The 21598-nt window shown below is 71.5% G+C and carries 22 protein-coding genes; 13 read left to right on the plus strand and 9 right to left on the minus strand.

The window, feature by feature from the left end:
- Positions 1-128: 128 nt before the first annotated feature.
- Entirely contained in the window at positions 129-1205 is a 1077-nt protein-coding gene (locus tag CEY15_RS12670) for an NAD(P)H-dependent amine dehydrogenase family protein (protein WP_095718752.1), read from the plus strand.
- A 51-nt stretch (positions 1206-1256) separates the two neighbouring features.
- Complete coding sequence (locus CEY15_RS12675; protein ID WP_095718753.1) at positions 1257-1997, plus strand: glucose 1-dehydrogenase; 741 nt, start codon at positions 1257-1259, stop codon at positions 1995-1997.
- Positions 1998-2014: 17 nt separating this feature from the next.
- On the opposite strand, the gene CEY15_RS12680 is transcribed toward CEY15_RS12675, so the two are convergent.
- Both CEY15_RS12680 and CEY15_RS12685 read right to left on the minus strand, forming a co-directional pair.
- On the minus strand, positions 2015-2590 hold the full coding sequence (locus CEY15_RS12680) for a peroxidase-related enzyme (RefSeq protein WP_095718754.1): 576 nt from the start codon (positions 2588-2590) through the stop codon (positions 2015-2017).
- Between the two features lie 133 nt (positions 2591-2723).
- Complete coding sequence (locus tag CEY15_RS12685; RefSeq protein WP_428844200.1) at positions 2724-3176, minus strand: PPOX class F420-dependent oxidoreductase; 453 nt, start codon at positions 3174-3176, stop codon at positions 2724-2726.
- A 134-nt stretch (positions 3177-3310) separates the two neighbouring features.
- Here CEY15_RS12685 and CEY15_RS12690 point away from each other — a divergent pair, with 134 nt between their 5' ends.
- A complete protein-coding gene (locus CEY15_RS12690) occupies positions 3311-4732 on the plus strand; it encodes an MBL fold metallo-hydrolase (protein WP_095718755.1) in 1422 nt (473 codons plus the stop codon).
- Here the strand turns inward: CEY15_RS12690 and CEY15_RS12695 are convergent.
- Positions 4693-6567 (minus strand): N-acyl-D-amino-acid deacylase family protein, encoded by a 1875-nt coding sequence (locus CEY15_RS12695; protein WP_095718756.1) that lies wholly within the window; start codon positions 6565-6567, stop codon positions 4693-4695. The genes CEY15_RS12690 and CEY15_RS12695 overlap by 40 nt on opposite strands.
- 321 nt (positions 6568-6888) lie before the next feature.
- Between CEY15_RS12695 and CEY15_RS12700 the strand changes: the two genes are divergently transcribed.
- A complete protein-coding gene (locus tag CEY15_RS12700) occupies positions 6889-8271 on the plus strand; it encodes an MFS transporter (protein WP_095718757.1) in 1383 nt (460 codons plus the stop codon).
- A gap of 70 nt (positions 8272-8341) precedes the next feature.
- Entirely contained in the window at positions 8342-8797 is a 456-nt protein-coding gene (locus CEY15_RS12705; protein ID WP_141244259.1) for a hypothetical protein, read from the plus strand.
- A gap of 31 nt (positions 8798-8828) precedes the next feature.
- On the opposite strand, the gene CEY15_RS12710 is transcribed toward CEY15_RS12705, so the two are convergent.
- Complete coding sequence (locus CEY15_RS12710) at positions 8829-9419, minus strand: DUF1707 SHOCT-like domain-containing protein (RefSeq protein WP_095718759.1); 591 nt, start codon at positions 9417-9419, stop codon at positions 8829-8831.
- Between the two features lie 108 nt (positions 9420-9527).
- Here CEY15_RS12710 and CEY15_RS12715 point away from each other — a divergent pair, with 108 nt between their 5' ends.
- On the plus strand, positions 9528-10028 hold the full coding sequence (locus tag CEY15_RS12715) for a carboxymuconolactone decarboxylase family protein (RefSeq protein WP_241734378.1): 501 nt from the start codon (positions 9528-9530) through the stop codon (positions 10026-10028).
- A complete protein-coding gene (locus CEY15_RS12720) occupies positions 10025-10909 on the plus strand; it encodes a sigma-70 family RNA polymerase sigma factor (protein WP_095718761.1) in 885 nt (294 codons plus the stop codon). The genes CEY15_RS12715 and CEY15_RS12720 overlap by 4 nt, the downstream gene beginning before the upstream one ends.
- A 30-nt stretch (positions 10910-10939) precedes the next feature.
- Here the strand turns inward: CEY15_RS12720 and CEY15_RS12725 are convergent, their stop codons facing one another.
- Positions 10940-11290: a VOC family protein gene (locus CEY15_RS12725; protein WP_095718762.1), complete on the minus strand. Its 351-nt coding sequence runs from the start codon at positions 11288-11290 to the stop codon at positions 10940-10942.
- A gap of 30 nt (positions 11291-11320) precedes the next feature.
- Between CEY15_RS12725 and CEY15_RS12730 the strand changes: the two genes are divergently transcribed.
- Positions 11321-11914 (plus strand): hypothetical protein, encoded by a 594-nt coding sequence (locus CEY15_RS12730; protein ID WP_141244260.1) that lies wholly within the window; start codon positions 11321-11323, stop codon positions 11912-11914.
- A gap of 45 nt (positions 11915-11959) precedes the next feature.
- Here the strand turns inward: CEY15_RS12730 and thiE are convergent, their stop codons facing one another.
- Both thiE and thiM read right to left on the minus strand, forming a co-directional pair.
- Positions 11960-12700, minus strand: a complete 741-nt coding sequence (thiE, locus tag CEY15_RS12735) for a thiamine phosphate synthase (protein ID WP_095718764.1) — start codon at positions 12698-12700, stop codon at positions 11960-11962.
- Complete coding sequence (gene thiM, locus CEY15_RS12740) at positions 12697-13488, minus strand: hydroxyethylthiazole kinase (RefSeq protein WP_428844201.1); 792 nt, start codon at positions 13486-13488, stop codon at positions 12697-12699. Before thiM ends, thiE begins: the two co-directional genes overlap by 4 nt.
- Positions 13489-13627: 139 nt before the next feature.
- On the opposite strand from thiM, the gene CEY15_RS12745 reads away from it, so the two are divergent.
- The 3 genes from CEY15_RS12745 (at position 13628) to CEY15_RS12755 (ending at position 16789) form a co-directional block, all read left to right on the plus strand.
- On the plus strand, positions 13628-14629 hold the full coding sequence (locus CEY15_RS12745; RefSeq protein ID WP_095718766.1) for an LLM class flavin-dependent oxidoreductase: 1002 nt from the start codon (positions 13628-13630) through the stop codon (positions 14627-14629).
- Positions 14630-14721: 92 nt separating this feature from the next.
- Complete coding sequence (locus tag CEY15_RS12750; RefSeq protein ID WP_095718767.1) at positions 14722-15930, plus strand: fatty acid desaturase family protein; 1209 nt, start codon at positions 14722-14724, stop codon at positions 15928-15930.
- A gap of 22 nt (positions 15931-15952) precedes the next feature.
- The gene (locus tag CEY15_RS12755; RefSeq protein ID WP_095718768.1) at positions 15953-16789 is read left to right on the plus strand and encodes a thioesterase family protein; all 837 of its coding nucleotides are present in this window, start codon (positions 15953-15955) and stop codon (positions 16787-16789) included.
- A gap of 32 nt (positions 16790-16821) precedes the next feature.
- Here the strand turns inward: CEY15_RS12755 and CEY15_RS12760 are convergent, their stop codons facing one another.
- On the minus strand, positions 16822-18381 hold the full coding sequence (locus CEY15_RS12760; RefSeq protein WP_095718769.1) for a DEAD/DEAH box helicase: 1560 nt from the start codon (positions 18379-18381) through the stop codon (positions 16822-16824).
- A gap of 232 nt (positions 18382-18613) precedes the next feature.
- Here CEY15_RS12760 and CEY15_RS12765 point away from each other — a divergent pair, with 232 nt between their 5' ends.
- Positions 18614-20227 carry an adenylate/guanylate cyclase domain-containing protein gene (locus tag CEY15_RS12765; protein ID WP_095718770.1) on the plus strand — a complete coding sequence of 538 codons (1614 nt, stop codon included), beginning with the start codon at positions 18614-18616 and terminating at the stop codon, positions 20225-20227.
- On the opposite strand, the gene CEY15_RS12770 is transcribed toward CEY15_RS12765, so the two are convergent.
- Positions 20214-20942: an LmeA family phospholipid-binding protein gene (locus CEY15_RS12770; RefSeq protein WP_095718771.1), complete on the minus strand. Its 729-nt coding sequence runs from the start codon at positions 20940-20942 to the stop codon at positions 20214-20216. The genes CEY15_RS12765 and CEY15_RS12770 overlap by 14 nt on opposite strands.
- 83 nt (positions 20943-21025) lie before the next feature.
- Here CEY15_RS12770 and CEY15_RS12775 point away from each other — a divergent pair, with 83 nt between their 5' ends.
- Positions 21026-21586, plus strand: a complete 561-nt coding sequence (locus CEY15_RS12775; RefSeq protein ID WP_095718772.1) for a type 1 glutamine amidotransferase domain-containing protein — start codon at positions 21026-21028, stop codon at positions 21584-21586.
- Positions 21587-21598 lie beyond the last annotated feature (12 nt).

Genomic DNA, 21598 nt, shown 5'->3' on the forward strand with positions numbered 1-21598 from the left:
CCGACACGTGACCGGACAACTGTCCGGTCACGTGTCTGATAACCCCCCGATCAGGCGGCCTGCTCTGGTAGCGTCCGCCGCGAACAGGCGCGCGTCACCACGCGCCGCCTCAGGTCGGGAGGGGACACATGGCCATCCGGGTCGCACAGATCGCCACGGGGAACGCCGGGGCGATCGCCCTGCGCCACCTCATCGAGGACCCGCGCTTCGAGCTCGTCGGCGTCTGGGTGCACTCCGCGGACAAGGCGGGCAGGGACGCGGGTGAGCTCGCCGGTCTCGGGGTGGACACGGGTGTCACCGCCACCACGAGTGCGGCCGACATCGTGGCCGCGGCGCCCGACTGCGTGGTCTACTGCGCGATGAGCGACACCCGGCCGGTGGAGGCCGCGCGCGACATCCGCGAGTACCTCGCCGCCGGGATCAACGTGGCGGGCACCGCGCCCACTCCGCTCATCAACCCCGCCGCGGGCGTCCCCGGCAGCGCGCGCGCCAAGCTCGAAGCCGCGGCCCTGGAGGGCGGTGCCACCCTCTTCGTCACCGGCGTGGACCCGGGGTTCACCAACGACCTCCTGCCGCTCGCGATCACCGGCACCTGCCGCGAGGTGCGCCAGGTCCGCTGCACCGAGTTCTCCGACTACGCCACCTACGATTCCACCGAGTCGATGGTCGACGTCATGGGTTTCGGCACCCCGCTCGACCAGACCCCGCTGCTGTTCCTGCCCGGGGTGTTGACGGCGGGGTGGGGGGCGTCGATCCACCTGCTCGCCGCCGGGTTGGGCGTGGAGGTGGACGAGATCACCGAACACGTCGAGCGCGAACCCGCCCCGGAGACCTACGAGGTCGCGGCCTGCACCATCGCCGAGGGCACCCAGGCGGGGTTCCGCTTCCAGATCACCGGCATGGTGGCGGGCGAGCCCGTCATCGTGGTCGAACACGTCACCCGCACCCGGGGCGACCTGCGGCCGGACTGGCCGTACGCGGTCCAGGAGGGGCACTCGTACCGAGTCGAGGTGATCGGTGAACCGTCGTACGTCCTCGACCTGGCCGCGCAGAGCGCGGACGGCGACCACAACTACTCGGCGATCCTCGCCGGGGTCGGCAGGGTGGTCAACGCCGTACCCGCCGTCGTGGCCGCGGCGCCGGGGTTGACCACGACGCTGGATCTGCCGCTCACCGGCGCGCCGGGCATCGTCGGTACGCGCTGACGCGTCGACCGGCGTCGTCACCACAGCTGTTCACGAGTAGAGGGAGTCGTCATGGGTCGGGTCGAGGGCAAGGTCGCCATCATCACGGGTGCCGCGCGGGGGATGGGCGAGGCCGACGCGCGCCGGCTCGTCGAGGAGGGCGCGAAGGTCGTGCTCACCGACGTGCTGGACGATCAGGGCGAGGCCGTGGCGGCCGAGCTGGGGGAGGGCGCGCGCTACCGCCATCTCGACGTGTCCGATGCGGAGCAGTGGAAGGCCGTCGTCGAGGAGACGGTCGCCGACTGGGGCGGGGTCGATGTGCTGGTCAACAACGCGGGGATCGCCAACGGGGCCGAGCTGCACAGGTTCCGGCATGACAAGTGGCAGCAGATCCTGGACGTGAACCTCACGGGGACCTTCTACGGATGTCAAGCCGTCACCGAGACGATGATCGCCGCCGGTGGTGGGTCGATCATCAACGTCTCGTCGATCGAGGGCATGCGCGGTACGCCGTGGGCTCACGGGTACGTGGCCGCCAAGTGGGCCGTCCGTGGGCTCACCAAATCGGTCGCGCTCGAGCTCGCCCCGCACGGCATCCGCTGCAACTCGCTGCACCCGGGCCTCGTGCGCACCCCGATCACCGAGGGGATCCCGGACGACATGATCCCGATCCCCCTCGGCCGGCTGGGCACCGTCGAGGACGTGGCCAACTTCGTGCTGTTCCTGGCCTCCGACGAGTCCTCCTACGCCACCGCCACGGAGTTCGTGGTGGACGGCGGGACCATCAACGGGATCCCGCACAAGCAGCTGTAGGGCGTGACCGCGGCGGCCTACTTCTCCCGCGGCGCTCGGCCCATCAGGTAGAACTCCGGGTTCGGCCGCATGTCGGTGGCGTTGGCCACCCGGTTGCTCAGCCCGAACAGGCCGGTGATCGTCGCGATGTCCCACGCGTCCTCGTCGTCCAGGCCGTGCGCGTGCAGCGCGGCGAAGTCGGCGTCGACGAGCTCGTCGGACCGCAGGTTGACCTTGGTGGCGAAGTCGCAGATGGCGCGTTCCCGTGGGGTCAGCTCGGCCTTGTGATGGCTCACGGCCAACTGGTCGGAGAGGTACGGGTCCTTCTTGACGATGCGGAGGATCGCACCGTGCGCCACCACGCAGAACTGGCAGTTGTTCTGCGCGGAGATGGTCACGATGATCATCTCCTTGTCCGCCTTGGACATGTTCGAGCCCTCGCGGTCCATCACCGCGTCGTGGTAGGCGAAGAAGGCCCGCCACTCCGCCGGGCGGCGCCCGAACATCAGGAACACCTCGGGGACGAACCCGGCCTTCTCCTGCTCCGTCAGAATGCGCTCCCGCAGGTCGTCGGGGAGATCGGCGAGCTCGGCGAGGGGGAAACGGTCGGACATGTGCGGCTCCGGGGGAGTGGGGCGCCCGGGTGGGGCGCCTGGCTGGGGGGCGGGGAACTGAGCAGTGGAGGGGCTCAGGGCTGGAGGGGCTGGAGGTCTGCCCAGAGGCTATGCCGCGTCGCCCGCCGCCGGATCAGGATCGCGCCGCGGACCCCCACGTGTGTACCCGCTCGATCTCCAGCCAGGCGTCGACGCGGGCGCGATCGCGGACCGGGTACGGCTGGTCCGTGTAGTGCCGGGACAGCGCGTCGATGCCGGCCAGGTCCGGGTCCTCGGCGATCTCGGTGATCCGGCCCTGGATGCTCACGTGCGAGTACCAGTCGTCCGCGTCCAGCACGGACAGTGCCACCCGCGGGTCGCGCCGCAGGTGCTGGAGTCGGACCCGGCCGGCGTCCAGGTTGAGGTGGATGCGGCCGGCGACCAGCCGGTACCAGGTGGGCACGGTCACCGGGGAGCCGTCCTTGCGCAGCGTGGCCATGACGCACGGATTCGGCCGGGCGAGCAGGCGGCGCAGGTCGTCGGTCAGCGGGGAGTCGGACGGGTGTGATTCGTGCTGGTGCGATTCGGACTGGTGTGAGTCAGACACGGCGCGGGGTCCTCTCGTCGGTGGCGGGTACTCCGGTCCAGTGTGCGCGTCGTCCGCGCCGAGGGGTGGCGCTATACCCCCGAGGGTTTTACGGTGGAGTGTGTACCTGTTCCCCACGGAAACGGACACACACCATGCTCTTCGAGCGCATCTATGACTACGACCTGGCGCACGCCAGCTACTTCATCGGCTGCCAGAGCAGCAGTGAGGCGATCGTCGTGGACCCCAGCCGCGACCTGAGGCCCTACTTCGAGATGGCCGACCAGCACGGCATGACCATCGTCACGGTCACCGAGACCCACATCCACGCCGACTACCTGTCCGGCACCCGCGAGCTGGCCGCCGCCACCGGCGCCACCGTGTATCTCTCCGACGAGGGCGGCGAGGACTGGCGCTACGGCTTCGAGGGCGAGCGGCTCCGCCACGGCGACACCATCGAGCTCGGCAACGTCCGCCTCGAGGCCGTGCACACCCCCGGCCACACGCCCGAGCACCTGATGTTCCTCGTCACCGACGGCGCGTTCGCCGACGAACCCGGCTACGCACTCACCGGCGACTTCGTGTTCTGCGGTGACCTGGGCCGACCGGACCTGCTCGACGAGACCGCCGGCGGCAGCGACTCCGGCGGTGACGACTCCGGAGCGGACACCCGCGTCGAGAGCGCCGGGCAGCTGTTCGCCAGCCTGCGCGAGCACTTCCTCACCCTGCCCGACCACGTCCAGGTGTTCCCGGCCCACGGCGCGGGTTCCGCCTGCGGCAAGTCACTGGGCGCGCTGCCGTCCAGCTCGGTGGGATACGAGCGGAAGTTCGCGTGGTGGCCGAAGTACGTGGAGAACGATGACGAGGAGGGCTTCATCTCCGAACTCCTCGACGGCCAGCCGGACGCGCCGGCCTACTTCGGGCGGATGAAGCGGCAGAACCGGGACGGCCCCTCCGTCCTCGGCCATCCACTTCCGGAGCTGCCCGAGCTGCCAGCGGAGGAGGTGGCCTCCGGCATCGACTCCGGTGACCTCGTCGTCGTCGACCCCCGACCCGCCGACGACGTCCACGACGGCACCGTCGACCGCGCCATCAACCTCCCGGCCGGTCAGGCCGGCACCTACGCCGGCTGGGCCATCGACCCGGAGTCCGACACCCGCGGCCTGGTCCTCCTCGCCGAGGACGCCGAGGCGGCCGACGAGCTGCGGCGCCACGTCATCCGAGTGGGTGTCGACTCCACGCGCGGGTACGTCACCTCCACCGACGGACTGCCCACGTTCCGTCCGGAGACCGTGGACCCGAATGCCCTGGAGGCCCACGAGCACGCCATGGTGCTCGACGTCCGCGCCACCTCCGAGTACTCCGACGGCCACGTCCCCGGCGCCACCCAGCTGCACGGCGGCCAGGTGATGTGGGAGCGCGACGAGCTGCCCGACCCGGGCACGATCGTCACCTACTGCCAGTCCGGCACCCGCAGCTCGGTCGTGGCCAGCGCGCTGCGCAGCGTCGGGTACGACGTCACCGAACTCGAGGGCAGCTATTCCGCCTGGGAGGAGGCCGGACTGCCCACCGAGTGACCGGCCGGCCGCGGGTCCGCACTCGGCCGCGGGTGTGAACTCGGCCGCGGCCCCACGGCCTCGCCCGCGGGAAGGAACCGTCCCGCCGAGAACTGTCGGCCGTACCCCTCGGCGAACTCGCCGTCGGACCACACCACGTGGCCGCTGATGATCGTGGCGGCCACCGCGCGGTCGTTGCGGTTGACCATGCGGTGGATGCCGCCGAGCTCCGGCATCGCCTCCTCGTGGTAGCCCAGCGACTCGCCGTCGAGGCCGGCCGGGTCGATCACCACCACGTCGGCTCGACGCCCGGGTGCGATCCGCCCGGCGTCGAGCCGGTAGAAGTCGGCGAGTTCTCCGGTGAGCTTGAACACGGCCTCCTCGACGGACAGGAACGGGGTACCCCGACGATCCGCCTCGTGCACGCGCTCGAGCAGACGGACGCCGAAGTTGTAGAAGGCCATGTTGCGCAGGTGCGCCCCGGCGTCGGAGAAGCCGATGGTGATCCCCGGGGTCCGCGCGAGCCGGTTGGCGACCTCCTCGCGCGCGTTGGCGATGGTGGTGGTCCACCGCAGGTCGGCGCCGTGCTCCACGACCAGGTCGAGGAAGCAGTCAGCGGGGTGCAGCGACCGTGCGCGGGCGACGTCGCCGACGGTCCTGCCGACCAGCGACTCGTCGGGGCAGGCCACGATCAGGGCGTCGTCGAAGTCGCGGTGCCACACCCGTGGGCTGAACCGCTTCTCGAAGTCCCGCCGGAACCAGCGCCGGTAGCCCTCCTTCTCGAGCAGATCGGTGCGGGCCATCTCGTCCTTGAGGTGTAGCGCCTCGCGTCCGGAGCCGAACTCCTCGAAGACCACCAGGTCGATCCCGTCGGCCCACACCTTGAAGGTGGTGGGCAGGTGCTGCCACACGAACCTGCCCCTTCCGAGAGTGTTGGCCACCCATGCCAGCGGCCGGAAGATGCGGTTGACCCACGGCTCGGCCAGGGTGTCCGCGGCGGCGAGGAGTGAGACCCGCAGCGGCTTGCGGAAGAGTCCCGTGCTGGTGGCCACGTAGAAGGCCACGTCGACCTTGGTGTTGAGGTTCGGTACGCCCTGCAGGACCCGGTCGCGCCGGCGGAGGATCCGGCTGAGGCGCCGGAACTCCTTCCACGAGGCGTGTGTGGAGGGCAGGGTCCGCGAGCGGTAGCGGTCGCCGTCCATCTTGTCCCACGGGTTGGTCATGGTGGAGACCCCGAGGAAACCCTGGTCGAGGGCCTCGTCCACCCGCCGTTCGATCTCGAGCAACTCCTCCCGACCGGGGGAGTGCTCCGGGTCGGTCGCCCGGCCCAGGCCCATCACGGAGGCGCGGACGTCGGAGTGGCCGAGGAAGCTCGCCACGTTGGGCCCCAGCGGCAGGGCCTCGACCGCGCGCCGCCATGCCGCCGGGTCGGACCAGGACTTCGTGCGCTCGAGTGCCTCGAGGACGGCGTCCCGGGGCAGGGCCTCGACTCGGCTGAACAGGTCGGCCACGTCGACGGTGTCCGAGTAGACCCCGGACAGGGAGCAGTTGCCCACGAGCACGGTGGTCACCCCGTGCCGCACCGACTCGCCGAGCCCGGGGGAGACCAGCAGTTCGACGTCGTAGTGGGTGTGGGTGTCGACGAATCCGGGCATCACCCATCTGCCGTCGGCCTCGATGACGCGGGTGCCGGGCGAGATCGGGAGCGGGGTGGGGCTCACCGCCGCGACGACGCCGGACCGGATCCCGACGTCGGACCGGACGCCCGGCGCGCCGGTTCCGTCGTAGACGGTCCCGCCGTGGATCACGATGTCGAAGTCGGCGCCGCCCGGGCTGGCGTGATCAGTGGTGTCCACGAGGCACTCCCTGGTTTGTGACACAAAACACATACTTCACCAGGCTACCCGGACGCTGGTCCAAGTCCAGACCTCGTCGTAAATTCCCCTGCGCCGCCCGGTCGCCGTGGGCTCCGGCGAGAGGCCGCCGCCCCGGAGTGCCCGTGTCGTCGCGTGGTCACACCCGCTCACGTTTCCCCAGGTGGCGTTCCCGCTCAGGTGCCGTTTGCGACCACTCGCCGGAGGGCGCCCTGGAGCACCGGCGGCACGGCGCCGCCGCGCGGTATCGGCCGGTCGCCGCGCGAGTGAGGCGCCGACGGGCCGGGAGTAGCGTTGTCGCGCATGACCACACGCACGGAGCGCCTCGACGGCCTGCCGTTCACCCGCAAGCACCGCAGGCTGTTGCTCGGATCCGGGGTCGGGTGGGCGCTGGACGCCATGGACGTGGGCCTCATCTCCTTCGTCATGGCCGCGCTGGCAGTGCACTGGGCGCTCACCCCCACCGAGCTGTCCTGGATCGGGTCCATCGGGTTCGTCGGCATGGCGATCGGCGCCGCGCTGGGCGGTCTGCTCGCGGACAGGATCGGTCGCCGCCAGGTCTTCGCCGCGACGCTGCTGGTCTACGGACTGGCCACGGGCGCGGCGGCCCTGTCGACCGGCATCGCGGTGCTCATCGTCCTGCGCTTCATCGTGGGCCTCGGCCTGGGTGCCGAGTTGCCCGTCGCGTCCACGCTGGTCAGCGAGTTCGCGCCCCGCCGGATCCGCGGCAGGGTCGTGGTGATCCTCGAGGGGTTCTGGGCCGTCGGCTGGATCATGGCGGCGCTCATCGGGTACTTCGTGGTCCCGACCGGCGACGACGGATGGCGCTGGGCGCTGGCCGTGGGTCTGGTCCCCGCCGCCTACGCGTTGGTGATCCGGTTCGGGCTGCCCGAGTCGGTGCGGTTCCTGGAATCGAAGGGCCGGGTCGACGAGGCCGAACGGATCGTCCGCGACTACGAGGCCTCGGCCGGGGTCGAGCCGCCCGCCGACTCGGCCGGGGTCGAGCCGCCCGCCGACTCAGCCGGGGTCGAGCCGCCCGCCGCCGCGATCGACGGGGCGGCGACGGACCGGCTCGAGCCCGTCGAGGAGTCCGCCCGCGAGTCGATCTGGTCCCCGCGACTGCGACGCCGGACCGGTGCCCTGTGGATCGTGTGGTTCGGGATCAACTTCTCCTACTACGGCGCGTTCATCTGGCTGCCCAGCCTGCTGGTCTCGCAGGGTTTCGACCTGGTCAGGTCGTTCGGTTACACCCTCATCATCACGCTCGCCCAGTTGCCGGGGTACGCGGTGGCGGCGTGGCTCATCGAGGTGTGGGGCCGCCGCGTCACCCTCGCGGTGTTCCTGTCCGGTTCAGCGGTCGCCGCCGGCCTGTTCGGGCTCGCGGGCTCGCCGGCGACGATCATCGCCGCGGGCATGGCGCTGTCGTTCTTCAATCTCGGCGCGTGGGGCGCGCTGTACGCGATCGGCCCCGAGCTCTACCCCACCAGGACCCGCGGGTCCGGCACCGGCGCGGCGGCCGCGTTCGGGAGGATCGCCTCGATCATCGCGCCACTGCTCGTCCCGGTGATGCTCGGCGCAGGGGGCACCGCGATGGTCTTCGGGGTGTTCGCGGCGGCCTTCGTCGTGGCAGCGCTGGCGGCTTTCACCCTCCCGGAGCGCAAGGGCGTCGCGCTCGAGGAGACCTGACCCGCCTCGCGGCCCGTCGGCCGACCGAGGCGCGGATGCGGCAGCGGGCCGCGGATGTGACGATGACGCGGTGACCCCTCGCGTGATCGGTGCGCTCGTCTCCGTGCTCGGCCTGCTCGTCGTGCTCGGGGGGATCCTGCTGGGCAGCATCGGGGTGGCCACGGGCGGGTGGATCCAACGGGTGGACTGCGGCACCTACTTCAGCCCCGACTACCGCGAGGCCCGGGACAAGGACAACGCCCTCACCTCGTTGAGCTGGGCGGACCTCCTCCGGGGCGAGCGCCCCCAGCCGAGTTCGGAGGCGCAGGAGGCCTGTGACTCCGCCCTCGCCCAACGCAGGGTCCCCGTACTGGCATCGCTGGGCGTGGGGGCGACGATCGTGGCGGTCGGACTCGGTCTGGGAGTGTTCCCCGCGGCGGCGGCCCTCGGGAGGAGAGAGGGCGACGGCGGGCCGGGGATCGCGCACGGGCCGGGGACCGGGCACGGGTCGGGGACCGGGCACGGTCCGGGCAACCCCGCCGGGTAGAACCGTGGACGGCGGGACCCGGCCGAAGGGGTCAGTCCCGCGTCTCGCGCCCGTCGCCCAGCTCGCGGATCCGCTCGGTGGCCGCGCGGAGGCGTTCCTTGCGCGCCTCGTCGTCGGACTCCTTGAGCTCCTCGTAGAGCTCCTCGTCCGAGTCGGTGAACTGCAGGATGGCGCGCGGAACCCCCAGGGTCAGGACCAGCGACGGCCAGACGATCCACGCGTAATCCCAGCCCACCACGAACTGGAGTACGAGGAACGCCACGAGCGTCGCCCCCAGGACCAACCCGTCGAGCGTCTCCACCCTCTTGCCCCGTTTGCGGAGATCCTGGAGCTCGCGATCCGGGTCCGATGCCGCCGGCGACGACGAGGTGCGCACCAGCTCGCCACCGGCCGCCGTGGCCGACTGGACGATCATGCCGTCGACGCTGGTCAGGGGCATGCCGCCCGGGAGATCGCTGAACGACCCGCGCAGCTGACCCAGGGTGCGGGCCGCTGCGATGTCGCCCGAACGGGAGTGGAACTCCGGGTCGTCGAGGCGCCCCGCGGCATAGTGGTCGCCCAGCGCGGTGAGGGCGTGCAGACGCTCGGAGTCCGAGAGCAACAGATCATCGGGATCGGTCATGTGTCCAGGCTATGAGGGGACGCCTCCGACCGCCATAGGTGATCGCACCCATCCGCTGTCATTTCCGGCAGCGTGTCACATCCGGTGACGCTGGTGCGTCGAAGGGGAATGAGTACACATCAGAACGACCACGGACAGCGCAAACAGGTCAGCGCGGGCGCGATGGCACCCATGCTGGCGCTCGAGGCCTACACCCGGGCCCGGGTCTCCCGCTCCGACAGTCACCTCATCAGGCTCCGCGTCTCGGCGGTGAACGAGTGCCGCTTCTGCACCGCCATGCACCGGCGCGACGCCCGTAAAGACGGCTGGGACGACGCCCGGATCGTGGCCGCCGAGGACTGGCCCGCCCACGCCGGTGAGCTGTCCGAGGGGGACCTCACGGTCCTGCGGTTCGCCGACGCGGTCACCCACATCCACGGCGAGGACTCGGTCTCGGACGAGCTCTGGGACGACGTGGTCCGACACCGGGGCGAGTCGGGCACTGGACAGCTGCTGATGGAGGTCGTCACCATCAACGCATGGAACCGGATCGCAGTGGCCACCCGGAAGGATCCGGGCTCGCTCAGGGGCGTGCGCCGGGAGGACATCGATCCCGTTCGCCCGAGGTGACGACGGCCGGTGCGCTCGCCGGACTCGACCGGGCCGCGGTGGACCGGGTCCGGGGACGGCTCCTCGGGGTCGGGTACCGCATCACCGGGACGTGGGCCGACGCGGAGGACGCCGCCGACGAGGCCCTGGCCCGCCTGGTCGGTCTCGAGGCGGGATCGGCGCCCGACAACCCCGAGGCGTGGCTCACCACGGTCACCACGCGCCTGTGCCTGGACCGGCTGCGGCGACGCAGGCGGGAGGACTACGTGGGGGCGTGGCTCCCCGAACCCGTCGACACCGCCCTGTTGCCCTCGGAGCTGGCCGAGCAGCGCGACGACCTGCGGATCGCCGTCCTGCTGGCCTACGAGCAGCTCGGCCCCGAGGAGCGCGCGGCCTTCGTCCTGCGCGAGGCCTACTCCCTGCCCTACGCCGAGATCGCCGGCGCGCTGGACGCGGCCGTGCCCACGGTCCGTCAGTGGGTGAGCCGGGCGAGGCGCAGATTGGACACCGACCTGCGTCCGCCGGAGCGTGCACCGGATGCGGTGATCTCTCGGCTTGTCGAGGCCGTCCTGGCCGGTGACCTCCAGCAGACGATCGAGGTGCTCACCGCGGACGCCCGGGTGGTCTCGGACAGCGACGGGAAGGTCAACGCCGCCCGCAGGGACATCGTGGGGGCCCGCAAGTGTGCGTACTTCCTCATCAAGGCGGCGGAGCTGTCCGACGGCATGATCGCTCCGGTCGAGGTGAACGGGGAGTTCGCGCTGGCTGTGGTCTCCCGTGGGGTCGTCCGGGTGGCCCAGCTGGGTGTGGTCGACGGCCGCGTCACGCGGGTCTACTTCCACTCCAACCCGGCCAAACTCACGCGGCTCGCGTTGCCGGAGGGGTTCGAGCCGAGCGCGTGAGGCGGCGGCCCGCGGCAGCCCGGTCGGGGGCTACTCGGGCACCCACATGGCCATCTCGTTCCCGCCGGGCTCGCGGAAGTGGAACCGTCGGCCGCCCGGGAAGGAGAAGGGCTCGAGGGTCACCACGCCACCCGCGGCCTCGACCCGTCCGCGCGCCTCGGCCAGGTCGGCAACCAGGATCACCATCAGCGGTGCCGGTGACTGCTCGTCGTCGTCGCCCTGGATCCCCACCTCGATCCCGCCGCCGGTGAGGTCGGTGTACGACGTCCCGTACACGGTGGGCGACCAGCCGCACACGGTCGCCAGGAACTCGGCGGTCGCGGGCATCGACGTACTGGGGAATTCGACCATGGTGATCTGGTCCGGGGTCCTGTCCTGCATGCGCCCGACGGTACGGGCACCATGGGTGCGGTGGCGCGGTTTCGATCCCTCTACCCGGTTCTGGCTCCCCCGGTCCTCCTCGCCGCGACGGCCTGCGCGGGCGGGGCCGCGCCGACCCCTGTGCCGTCCCCTCCGACGAGCACCGGCCCGATCGGCGCGGCGAACGTTCCGCTCGACACCACGATCGATGTCCCCGGCTCACGCGCGGCACTCGAGGCGGGACAGGCGGAGATCCGACGGGTCCTCGAGGGCAGGATCGGTGCGGACGGATGGAGAGAGGCGCGCGCGGCGCAGGAGGTCGCCTGTCCCAGTCGGAGCGACGCGGCCGGTGTCGGGGACACCGGGATCGGCAAGTACTACGCCCGCGAGATGCGTCACCCCGACGCGCTGGACCCCACTGGGTGGGACCAGGCCCTGGACGAGGTCGTGAGGGCGGTCGAGCCGCACGGTTTCCGGCTCAGGCCGACAGAGAACCCCGAGGCGACCGACGAGGCGTCGACGCGTCCCGAGATCCGCTACATCTACCTGGTCAACGACCACCAGGACGAGCTGACGCTCTCCACTCACCCGACGATCGGCACCGGCTACGGCGGGTTCGGCGTCTGCCACCCCTGGGGCGACTGACAGTGCGGGACTGACCAGGCGCGGTCCGACAGGCGCGGTGCAGGGTCAGCCTCGAGCCCGATCGCGGGACCGGTCCCAGTGGGCGAGCAGTTCGTGGGCGGCGGCCCGTGGATCGGGCGCGCCCATCACAGCCGACACCACGCACACACCGTCCAGGGCGGTGCCGGCGAGCAGGCCGACGGTCGCGGCGGTGATCCCGCCGATGCCCACCGCCGCGACGCCCCGTCGGTGGGCCGCGCGGGCGATGCGGTCGGCTCCTGCCGGACCGAGCGCCGCAGCGGTGTCGGTCTTGGTGGCGGTGGACCAGACCGGGCTCACCCCGATCACGTCCGGTGCGGGCCCGGGACCGGCCAACGCGACACCGAGTTGCTCATCGGACTCGATCGACAGGCCCACCATCAGGTGGCCCGGGAGTGCGGCGCGGGCCCGCCGGAACGGCACGTCCCGCTGTCCCACGTGCAGGTGCAACCCCAGCTCCCGCGCCACGTCCAGGCGGTCGTTGACGAACACCGGCACGTCGCGGCCCACCCGTGCCCCGGCCCGTCGGGCGGCGTCGGCCACGGCTGCGGCGCGGGTGGCGAACTCGTCGTCGTCGCACTCCTTGTCCCGGACCTGGACGACCCCCACCCCGCCGAGCACGGCCTCGTGGACGATCCGGGGCACCACGTCCCGACCGCCCCCGAGGTGGGGATCGGTGACCAGGTACACCCGCCAGTCGACGGGGCCGTGCGGATCGCCGTGCCCACCAGGGGCGCAGGCGCGGCGCCCGGGGGCCGGGTGGGTCACGGCGAGGCGTCGAGGAGCGTGACCGACTCCGCGATCTCCTCGGGTGTCAGCGTGTACAGTGCGTCGAGCCACGCCACCGCGAACAGGCCCGGCCCGGCGGCGACCCGCCCGGCGGCCGTTCCCGCCGCACCGACGTGGGCGTGGGCGGCGACCACCGCGTCGTGGTCGGGGAGGCCGGCTGCCCGGGCCGCGCCGAGGTAGGCGGCCGTCAGCGCGCCGAGCGCGCAGCCGGTGCCGATCACCTTCTGCAACAGCGGGTGCCCCGAGGTGATCCAGGTGGCGACCGTCAACCCGCCGGAATTGGTGACGACCACGTCCTGCGCACCCGTCACCGCGACCACGCCGCCGGTGCGCTCGGCGAGTATCAACGCAGACGGCAGGGCGGCAGCCACGTCATGTGTCGAGTCCACTCCCCGGCCACCGGCCCCGGCACCGGCCAGCGCGACGATCTCCGAGGCGTTGGCCCGGATCGCGGCGGGGACGTGGTCGAGCCAGCCGGTGGCGAGCCCGGTGCGCAGAGTCAGACCGCCCACCGCGACCGGATCGAGTACCCACGGGGTGCCGTGCTCCCTCGCGGAGCCGATCGCGGCGTGCATGCCCTCCACCTGTTCGGCGGTCGGGTTGCCCACGTTGACCAGCACCCCGGAGGCGACCGCCGCGAAGTCGGCGGCCTCCTCGGGATGGTCGACCATCGCGGGCGCCGCGCCGGCGGCCAGCAGGACGTCGGCCGTGATCTGGCGGACCACCGAGTTGGTCAGGCAGTGCACCAGCGGTTCGGCCCTGCGCATCTCCGAGACCAGGTGCGCGATGTCGACGGAGCTGGAACTGGGGCTGGAACCGGAGCCGGGTGCGGTCATACCCCCAGTGTGCCGCCCCCGGCCGGACGCGGGACGGAATAGGCCCCGCAGGGCGTGGGTTGGACCGGTCATGACCCCCTCCCCGATGCCCCTGTCCGTGATCGACTTCGCCTCCGTCCGCCCCGGTCAGTCCGTCGGTGAGGCGTTGCAGGACTCGGTGGCGTTGGCGCAGAAGGCCGAAGAGCTGAACTACGAGCGGGTCTGGTATTCCGAGCACCACAACATGGGGTCCATCGCCTCCTCCGCGCCGGCGGTGCTCATGGCGCACATCGCCTCGCAGACCGAGCGGATCCGGCTGGGTTCCGGCGGCGTGATGCTGCCCAACCACTCGCCGCTCGTTATCGCCGAACAGTTCGGCACGCTCGCCGAGCTGCACCCGGGCAGGATCGACCTGGGTCTGGGCCGCGCGCCCGGCACCGACCCGCAGACGTTCCGCGCCCTGCGCCGCGAGCCGTCGGCCGCCGAGCACTTCCCCGACGACGTGCGAGAACTGCAGGCCTTCCTGGGAGACTCGCCGTCGGACCTCGCCCGCACCCGCGGGATCACCGCGACGCCCGGACGAGGGACCAGGATCCCGCTCTACATCCTCGGGTCGTCGTTGTTCGGCGCCCAGCTCGCCGCGAAGTTCGGTCTGCCGTACGCGTTCGCCTCGCACTTCGCCCCCGACGCGCTCGAGCAGGCCTCGGCGGTGTACCGCGACCGGTTCGAGCCCAGCGAACAGCTGGCCGAGCCCTACATGATCGCCGCGGTCAACGTGGTGGCCGACGACGACACCGGGCGCGCGGCCCGCGAGCTCCACTGGTATCGCCGCCAGCGCGTCAAGCTGATGGCCGGACGCGGGCGTCACTTCTCGGACGAGGAGCTGGACATGGTGATGGAGTCGGCCGCCGGTCGCCAGATCCTGCACATGATCAGCTGCACCGCCGTGGGGGACGGCCCCGAGGTGCGCGACTACCTGCGGGAGTTCGCCGAGCGCGCGGGCGCGGACGAGTTGATGATCGCCCCTGTGGGGTCGACCCGGGAGCGCGTGCACGGCACGCTAGAAGTGCTGCGTCGGGCTTGGAGTGACTGAAGTAGGCGGATCGTGGTGCGCTTGGTCACGAATTCATCGTCAGGACGTCCCACGGGTGGTTAAGGCCCCCCGTACCGGCCTAGAGTTGATCCATGGCCATTTCTGATGTAGGCGAGTACGCGCATCTCACTTCCGGGCAGATCGACGAACTGGGGCGGGAACTCGACGCGATCAGGGCCGACGTCATCGCCTCGCGCGGTGAGCGGGACTACCGCTATATCCACAGCGTGATCCGGCTGCAGAGGGGGATCGAACTCGGAGCCCGCGCCGTCCTGTATCTCGGCGCGCGGAACCGCACGGCCTGGGCTCTCGGCACGGGCGCGTTGGCCGTCGCCAAGATCCTCGAGAACATGGAGATCGGGCACAACGTCCTGCACGGACAGTGGGATTGGATGAACGATCCGGAGATCCACTCCACCACGTGGGAGTGGGACCTGGTCGGCAGCTCCGCGGACTGGAAGCACACCCACAACTACCTGCACCACAAGTTCACCAACATCGTCGGCTTGGACGACGACGTGGGGTTCGGCGTCCTGCGGGTCACGCGCGACGTGCCGTGGGAGCCCAGGTACTCCGCCAACCTCCTGATCAACACCGTGTTGATGCTGGGGTTCGAGTGGGGGATCGGGATGCAGCACGTGCGGTTCCAGGACGCGTTCCCGAACTCCGGTGCCACGCCCGCCTACCGGCGCACCGCCAAGGCCTTCCTCCGCAAGGCGGGCAAGCAGGTCCTCAAGGACTACATCCTCTTCCCCGTGCTCGCCGGCCCGGCGGGTCGGCAGGCGCTCACCGCCACCGTCACCGCGAACATCATCCGCAACATCTGGACCAACGCGGTGATCTTCTGCGGTCACTTCCCGGACGGGGCGGAGAAGTTCACCCCCAAGGACGTGAAGAACGAGACCCAGGCCGAGTGGTACCTGCGCCAGATGCTCGGCAGCGCCAATCTCGACGGCGGCCCCGTCATGAACCTCATGTCGGGCAACCTGTCGTTCCAGATCGAGCACCACATGTTCCCCGACCTGCCGTCCAACCGGTACTCGGAGATCTCGCTGCGGGTGCGCGACCTGTGCGAGCGGTACGACCTGCCGTACGTGAGCGGGCCGCTGTGGAAGCAGTACCTGCAGTCGTGGCGCACCATCGCCCGACTCTCGCTGCCCGACCGTTACCTGCACCGGACCGCCGACGACGCGGCGGAGACGCGCAGCGAGAAGATGTTCGACCGGATGCCGCAGATGCCCGGCCTGGCGACCGCGCTGGCCGCGTTCCGGCAGAAGGGGCGCGCCCAACTGGTGCACTGAGCGCTTTGGCAGACTGTCCGGCATGTCGCTGAAGAGCATGCTGGAGGCCGCCTCGCGCGGTGGGACCGTCGAGATCACCGACGGTTGGACGCAGGGCCGCGCGATCTACGGCGGGCTGACCGGGGCGCTACTACTCGCGTCGATCAAGGGCCGCCTGCGGGATGCGGCAGGAGACGGGGCCGGAGACGGTGCCGACAAGGCGTCTCCACATCCGTTGAGGTCGTTCACGGTCTCGTTCGTCGGCCCCGCCACGACGGGCGCGGTCGAGGTCCACGCCGAGGTCCTGCGGGTCGGGAAGAACGTCACGCAGGCCCAGGCCACGCTGCGGCAGGACGGAGCGATCGTGGCCACGGCGCTGGCGGCGTTCGGGAAACACCGCGAGTCCACCATCGTCGTGCCCCCGAGGCATCCCATGCCGCAGTTGCCGGAGCCCGGGACCATCGAGCCGTTCCCCTACATCGAGAAGATGACCCCGGAGTTCTACCGCTTCCTCGCGTTGAGGCAGGTCGGTGGCGCACTACCGTTCAGCGGAGCCGAGACCGGCGACCTGTCGGGGTGGGCGCAGCTACGCGAGGCCCCGGAGGAGTTCCACGAGGAGCACCTGCTGGTGCTCGCGGACGCGTGGCCGCCGGCGACCATCCAGATGCTCTCCGGGTTCGCACCCGCCAGCAGCCTGACCTGGACGCTGGAACTGGTGACGGAGATCGGTCCCGACACGATCCCGCCGGAGGCCGTCTTCGCCTACGAGGCGACCACCGATGCCTCCCGGGACGGGTACGCGCACACCCACGCCATGATGTGGCGACCGGACGGGGCGCTGACGGCGATCAGCCGCCAGACCATCACCGTGTTCGGGTGACAGCCGGCGGCTGATCGGGAGGAAGGCCGGACTCAGCCGGCGGCGCGGCTGGCCCTTCGGCGATCGCCGCCACGCGGCTGGCCCGCGCTCTGGGCGATCGTGTGGGTGGCGGCCGAACGCTGACCACCGGAACCCTGACGCGACGAACCCTGGCCCCCGGAACCCTGACGGGTGGAACCGTGGCCACCGGTCCCCTGGGCGCCGGCGCCCTGTGGACGACGAGGACGACGACGGGTGCCATCTGAACCGGACGACTCCTGCCCGCGACCTCCGCGCTCCCCGCCGTCGCGGCCCTGTCCCTGGCGGTTCTGGCCCTGCCCACCCTGGGAGCGGCCCTGGCGCTGCCGGTTCTGGCTCTGGCGACTCTGGCCCTGGCTCGGACGGCCCTCGGGGGCATGGTCCCCGGGGACGTGCGCGGGGGCCTCGGGGGCGTCGGCCAGTGCCGTGGCGGCGTTGGCCCCCACGGGGAGCACGATCTCGCCCGCCGTCACGCCGGCCGACCGCAGCAGTGAGCGCACCTCCCGGACCTGGTCGGAGGTGGCCACGGTGACCACGGTGCCGACAGCACCCGCGCGCGCGGTCCGACCCGAGCGGTGCACGTAGGCCTTGTGCTCGGCGGGCGGATCGGCGTGGACGACCAATCCCACGTCGTCGACGTGGATGCCGCGTGCGGCGATGTCAGTGGCCACCAGCACGCTCGCCTGACCCGAGGAGAACGCGTCGAGGTTGCGGACGCGCGCGTTCTGCGAGAGGTTGCCGTGGAGGTCCACGCTGGTCACGCCGCGGCCGGACAGCTGCTTGGCCAGGCGCTTGGCGCCGTGCTTGGTGCGGGTGAACATGACGGTCCGCTCGTTCACCCCGGCGAGGTCCGCCAGTGCGCGGACGCGGTCGTCCGGGTCCACGTGGAAGACGTGGTGCGCGGTCGCGCCGGGGGTGGCGGAGCCGTCGTCGACCTCGTGCACGACCGGGTTGTCGAGGAACTTCCTGACCAGCTTGTCCACGCCTTGGTCCAGGGTCGCGGAGAAGAGCAGGCGCTGCGCACCCGCGGGCGTGGCCGCCAGGATCCGGGTGACTCCCGGGAGGAAGCCCAGATCGGCCATGTGGTCGGCCTCGTCGAGGACGCTCACCTCGATCGAGTCCATGCGGCAGTGCTTCTGCCCCATGAGGTCCTCGAGCCGGCCCGGGCAGGCCACCACGATGTCGACGCCCTGGTCGAGCGCGCTGACCTGGCGGCCCTGCGAGACGCCGCCGAAGATCACGGTGGTCTTGAGGCCCATCGCCCTGGCCAGCGGCGCGAGCGTCTCGTCGATCTGACGGGCGAGCTCGCGGGTGGGGGCGAGGATCAGCCCACGCGGGGAGTTGCGCTTACGTCGGCCGCCGGCGGGCGCCGAGGCGGCGAGGCGGGTGACCAGCGGGAGGCAGAAGGCGTAGGTCTTGCCGGAGCCGGTGCGGCCGCGGCCCAGGACGTCGCGTCCGGACATCGCGTCGGGCAGCGTGGCCGACTGGATGGGGGTGGGGGTGACGATGTCGACGCCCGTGAGGACGTCGAGCAGGGATGAAGGAACGCCGAGATCGGCGAAGGAACGTGACAAGGGAGGAATCTCCGTACATAGATGGGGCGTCTTGCCCGGCGCGCTCCTGGGTTCCCGCGTCGCTCGGAGGCGACGCGCCCGGTGCGCGACCACGGGAGGTCGACATCCGATTCGGCCCGAGGCAAGAGTGGTACGGGCCGACTCGCCTACCCTACGCCCCATCGGGGTCTCACCCCCACTTCCCCGGGCCGAGTGTGACGAGGTCCTCACTTCCGGGCCCACAGATGGCACGATGTTGTGCGTGCGACTCGACCTGTCTCTACTGCGACGCCCGGAACTGGGCTCGGTGCTGCTCGGGCGGGAGACCGAGTCGCCGCGCCTGAGAACCCTGCGCGTCCGGGTCCTGCTCGTACTGATGCTGCTGGGCTCCAACCTCGTCGGCGTGGCCGTCGCCGCTGTGCTGATCCTCTTCGTCCTTCCGGGTCCCACCCTTCCCTCTCGTGAGTTCATGGTCCCCACGGCGATCGTCGTCCCGGTGTATGTGGCGCTGGCGACGATCGTGGGGACGATCTGGGTGCGTGGTGCCGTCCACCGGCGTGTCGGGTGGTTCCTCGACGGCCGCGAACCCACGGATCGGGAGCGGGTGTGGACTCTCCGTCTGCCCGGCCGGATGACCCTGATCCAGGCTTTCCTGTGGCTGTTGGGCGCGGCCGTGGTCACGCCCGCCTTCGGGGTGATCGACCCCGAGGCGATCCCGTCGGTCGGGTTCACGATCGTCTTCTCCGGGATGGTCGTCTGCGGTGTGGCGTTCCTGTTCGCGGACTTCGGACTGCGTCCCGTCGCCGCGGTCGCCTTGTCCGGAGGCCCGGTTCCCCGCGGCCGGTTCCTGGGTGCGATGACGCGGCTCCGCGTGTCCTGGGCGGTCGGCAGCGGGGTTCCGATCGCGGGATTGATCATCGTGGCGATCTACACGTTGGCGGGTCGGGCCCTGTCGCTGGAACGCCTCGCCGTCATCGTGATCGTGCTCGGCGCCACCTCGCTCCTCGCCGGATTCCTCCTCATCTCCCTGGCCACCGGGTCGGTGCTCGGACCGCTACGCAGTCTCCGCTGGGCCATGGAGGACGTCACGGACGGCGCGCTCTCCCGGCGCGTGGTGGTCTATGACGGCACCGAACTCGGCGAACTCCAGCGTGGGTTCAACCGTATGGCGGCCGGGCTCCAGGAGCGCGAACGGCTCCGGGACCTGTTCGGCCGCCACGTGGGTCGCGACGTCGCGGAGGCGGCCGAGGAGCGGGACCCCGAACTGGGCGGCAGCGCCTCACATGTCGGCGTCGTCTTCGTCGACATCATCGGGTCCACGGAGATGGCGGTGCGGTCCGAGGCGTCGGAGGTCGTCGACGTCCTCAACCGGTTCTTCCGGGTGGTCGTGGAGACGGTCGAGGAGTATGACGGCATCGTGGACAGCTTCCTCGGCGACGCCGCGCTCGTGGTGTTCGGCGCGCCGCGGCCGATGGACGACCCGGCCTCCGCGGCCCTGGCCTGCGCCCGGGTGCTCGGTGAGCGGCTGCCGGCCCGGGTGCCGGGGTGCCGGGCCGGGATCGGAGCCTCCTACGGGGGCGTCGTCGCGGGCTACGTCGGCGCGGACGACCGGCTCGAGTACACGGTGATCGGCGACGCGGTCAACGAGGCGTCCCGGCTGTGCGAGCTGGCCAAGAACCGGTCCGGCCTCGTCCTGGCCTCCGGCACCGCGGTCGCGTCGGCGGGCGACGCCGAGGCCGCCCGGTGGAATCGCGTCGGGTCGGAGGTGGTCCGGGGCCGTTCCGATGCGACGGAGCTGTGCGTGCCGGTCGCCGCCGGGAGCGAGGACCAGCCCGCGGACCACGGCGGTGGCGCTACCTCAGCGTGACGTCCGTGCCGATGAGCGCGACCTCGAGACCGCCGGGCACCACGCGGGCGCCGTGGATCGACACCCCTTCGGGCAGGGAGGCGACCGTCGAGTCGACGGTGCCGGTGATGCCGGAGAACAGCCCGTCCGGCAGGGGGATGCCGATCAGCTCGGTCTGCTCAGGGGTCAGGGTGAGTCGGCCGCCGGAGACGCCCGGGGCCACGCCGATCTCGGCGATCCCGCCGATGTCCGCACGCAGCAGACCGGCCTGCGCGTCCGGGCGCACGGAACGGACCTCGGTCAGGCCGGCCACCGGGGAGTCACCGGCCGGGTTCCCCTCCGCAGCCGCTGCGGCGAGCTGGTCGCCGCTGAGCGTCGCGGTGCCGTCCGCCGACGCGGCCAGGATCGCACCGTCCACCATCCTGACCGAGTAGCCGGTCACGTCGATCCGGGGCACGCCTGCGTCACCGGGGGAGGTCATCCGGACCGTGTCGACGGCCCGCGTGGTGGCCAGATCCCAGAGGATCGGCGTGGGTCCGAACCCCACCGACACCGGGGCCCCGAGTCGCGCCGACGCCTCGCGCTCCGCCCGATCCGCCAGGTACCACCGGGCGCCGAACTCGGCGGCCACGGCAAGCCCCAGCACCAGGAGCAGCAGCACGAGCAGGGAGCAGCCGCAGCCGCCTCGCCGGCGGTCGCGCCGTCCTCGTCGGTCGATCGGGTCTCGTCGTCGCATCCACGTATCGTGCCGGACCGTCGGGCCGGGGGCCACCGGCGGTCCGGTTGCGGGCCTGGGGGGTCCGGCCCCACGATCAGGCTATGACCGAGACCCAGGACGCACGCACTGACACCAGAACCGTCGTATTCCTCGTGGCCGGCGAGGGGATCGAACGGGTCGAGCTGACCGAGCCGTGGGGGGCCGTGACCGAAGCCGGTCACACGGCGCTCCTGGTCAGCACATCCGACGGCGAGGTCGACCTGGTCGACCACCTCACCCCGGCCGGCACCCAGGCGGTCGACCGGACGAGCGCCGACGTGACCGCCGCCGACGTCGACGTCCTGGTCCTGCCGGGTGGCGTCGCCAACCCGGATGCCCTGCGACAGGACCAGCACGCGGTGACCCTCGTCCGCGAAATGGTCGAGGCGGGCAAGCCCGTCCTGGCCATCTGCCACGCGCCGTGGGTCCTGATCGAGGCCGAGGTCGTCCGCGGGCGCCGCGTCACCTCCTACCCCAGCCTGCGCACGGACCTTGTCAACGCCGGTGCCGAGTGGGTGGATGAGGAGCTGGTCAGCTCGGACGGCGTGTTCACCAGCCGCAACCCGGACGACCTCCCGGCCTTCTGCGACGCCCTGCTGGGAGCGATCCGCGGAGTGGACTAGGGCACCGGAGAC

This window comes from Dietzia natronolimnaea (assembly GCF_002289575.1).
Taxonomy (GTDB): domain Bacteria; phylum Actinomycetota; class Actinomycetes; order Mycobacteriales; family Mycobacteriaceae; genus Dietzia; species Dietzia natronolimnaea_A.

Bases quoted from the DNA above. Each gene is read 5' to 3' on its own strand.
- CEY15_RS12670 (WP_095718752.1), top strand. From the start codon at position 129: ATGGCCATCCGGGTCGCACAGATCGCCACGGGGAACGCCGGGGCGATC.
- CEY15_RS12675 (WP_095718753.1), top strand. From the start codon at position 1,257: ATGGGTCGGGTCGAGGGCAAGGTCGCCATCATCACGGGTGCCGCGCGG.
- CEY15_RS12680 (WP_095718754.1), bottom strand. From the start codon at position 2,590: ATGTCCGACCGTTTCCCCCTCGCCGAGCTCGCCGATCTCCCCGACGAC.
- CEY15_RS12690 (WP_095718755.1), top strand. From the start codon at position 3,311: ATGCTCTTCGAGCGCATCTATGACTACGACCTGGCGCACGCCAGCTAC.
- CEY15_RS12700 (WP_095718757.1), top strand. From the start codon at position 6,889: ATGACCACACGCACGGAGCGCCTCGACGGCCTGCCGTTCACCCGCAAG.
- CEY15_RS12710 (WP_095718759.1), bottom strand. From the start codon at position 9,419: ATGACCGATCCCGATGATCTGTTGCTCTCGGACTCCGAGCGTCTGCAC.
- CEY15_RS12715 (WP_241734378.1), top strand. From the start codon at position 9,528: ATGAGTACACATCAGAACGACCACGGACAGCGCAAACAGGTCAGCGCG.
- CEY15_RS12725 (WP_095718762.1), bottom strand. From the start codon at position 11,290: ATGCAGGACAGGACCCCGGACCAGATCACCATGGTCGAATTCCCCAGT.
- thiM (WP_428844201.1), bottom strand. From the start codon at position 13,488: ATGCGCAGGGCCGAACCGCTGGTGCACTGCCTGACCAACTCGGTGGTC.
- CEY15_RS12745 (WP_095718766.1), top strand. From the start codon at position 13,628: ATGACCCCCTCCCCGATGCCCCTGTCCGTGATCGACTTCGCCTCCGTC.
- CEY15_RS12750 (WP_095718767.1), top strand. From the start codon at position 14,722: ATGGCCATTTCTGATGTAGGCGAGTACGCGCATCTCACTTCCGGGCAG.
- CEY15_RS12755 (WP_095718768.1), top strand. From the start codon at position 15,953: ATGTCGCTGAAGAGCATGCTGGAGGCCGCCTCGCGCGGTGGGACCGTC.
- CEY15_RS12765 (WP_095718770.1), top strand. From the start codon at position 18,614: ATGTTGTGCGTGCGACTCGACCTGTCTCTACTGCGACGCCCGGAACTG.
- CEY15_RS12770 (WP_095718771.1), bottom strand. From the start codon at position 20,942: ATGCGACGACGAGACCCGATCGACCGACGAGGACGGCGCGACCGCCGG.
- CEY15_RS12775 (WP_095718772.1), top strand. From the start codon at position 21,026: ATGACCGAGACCCAGGACGCACGCACTGACACCAGAACCGTCGTATTC.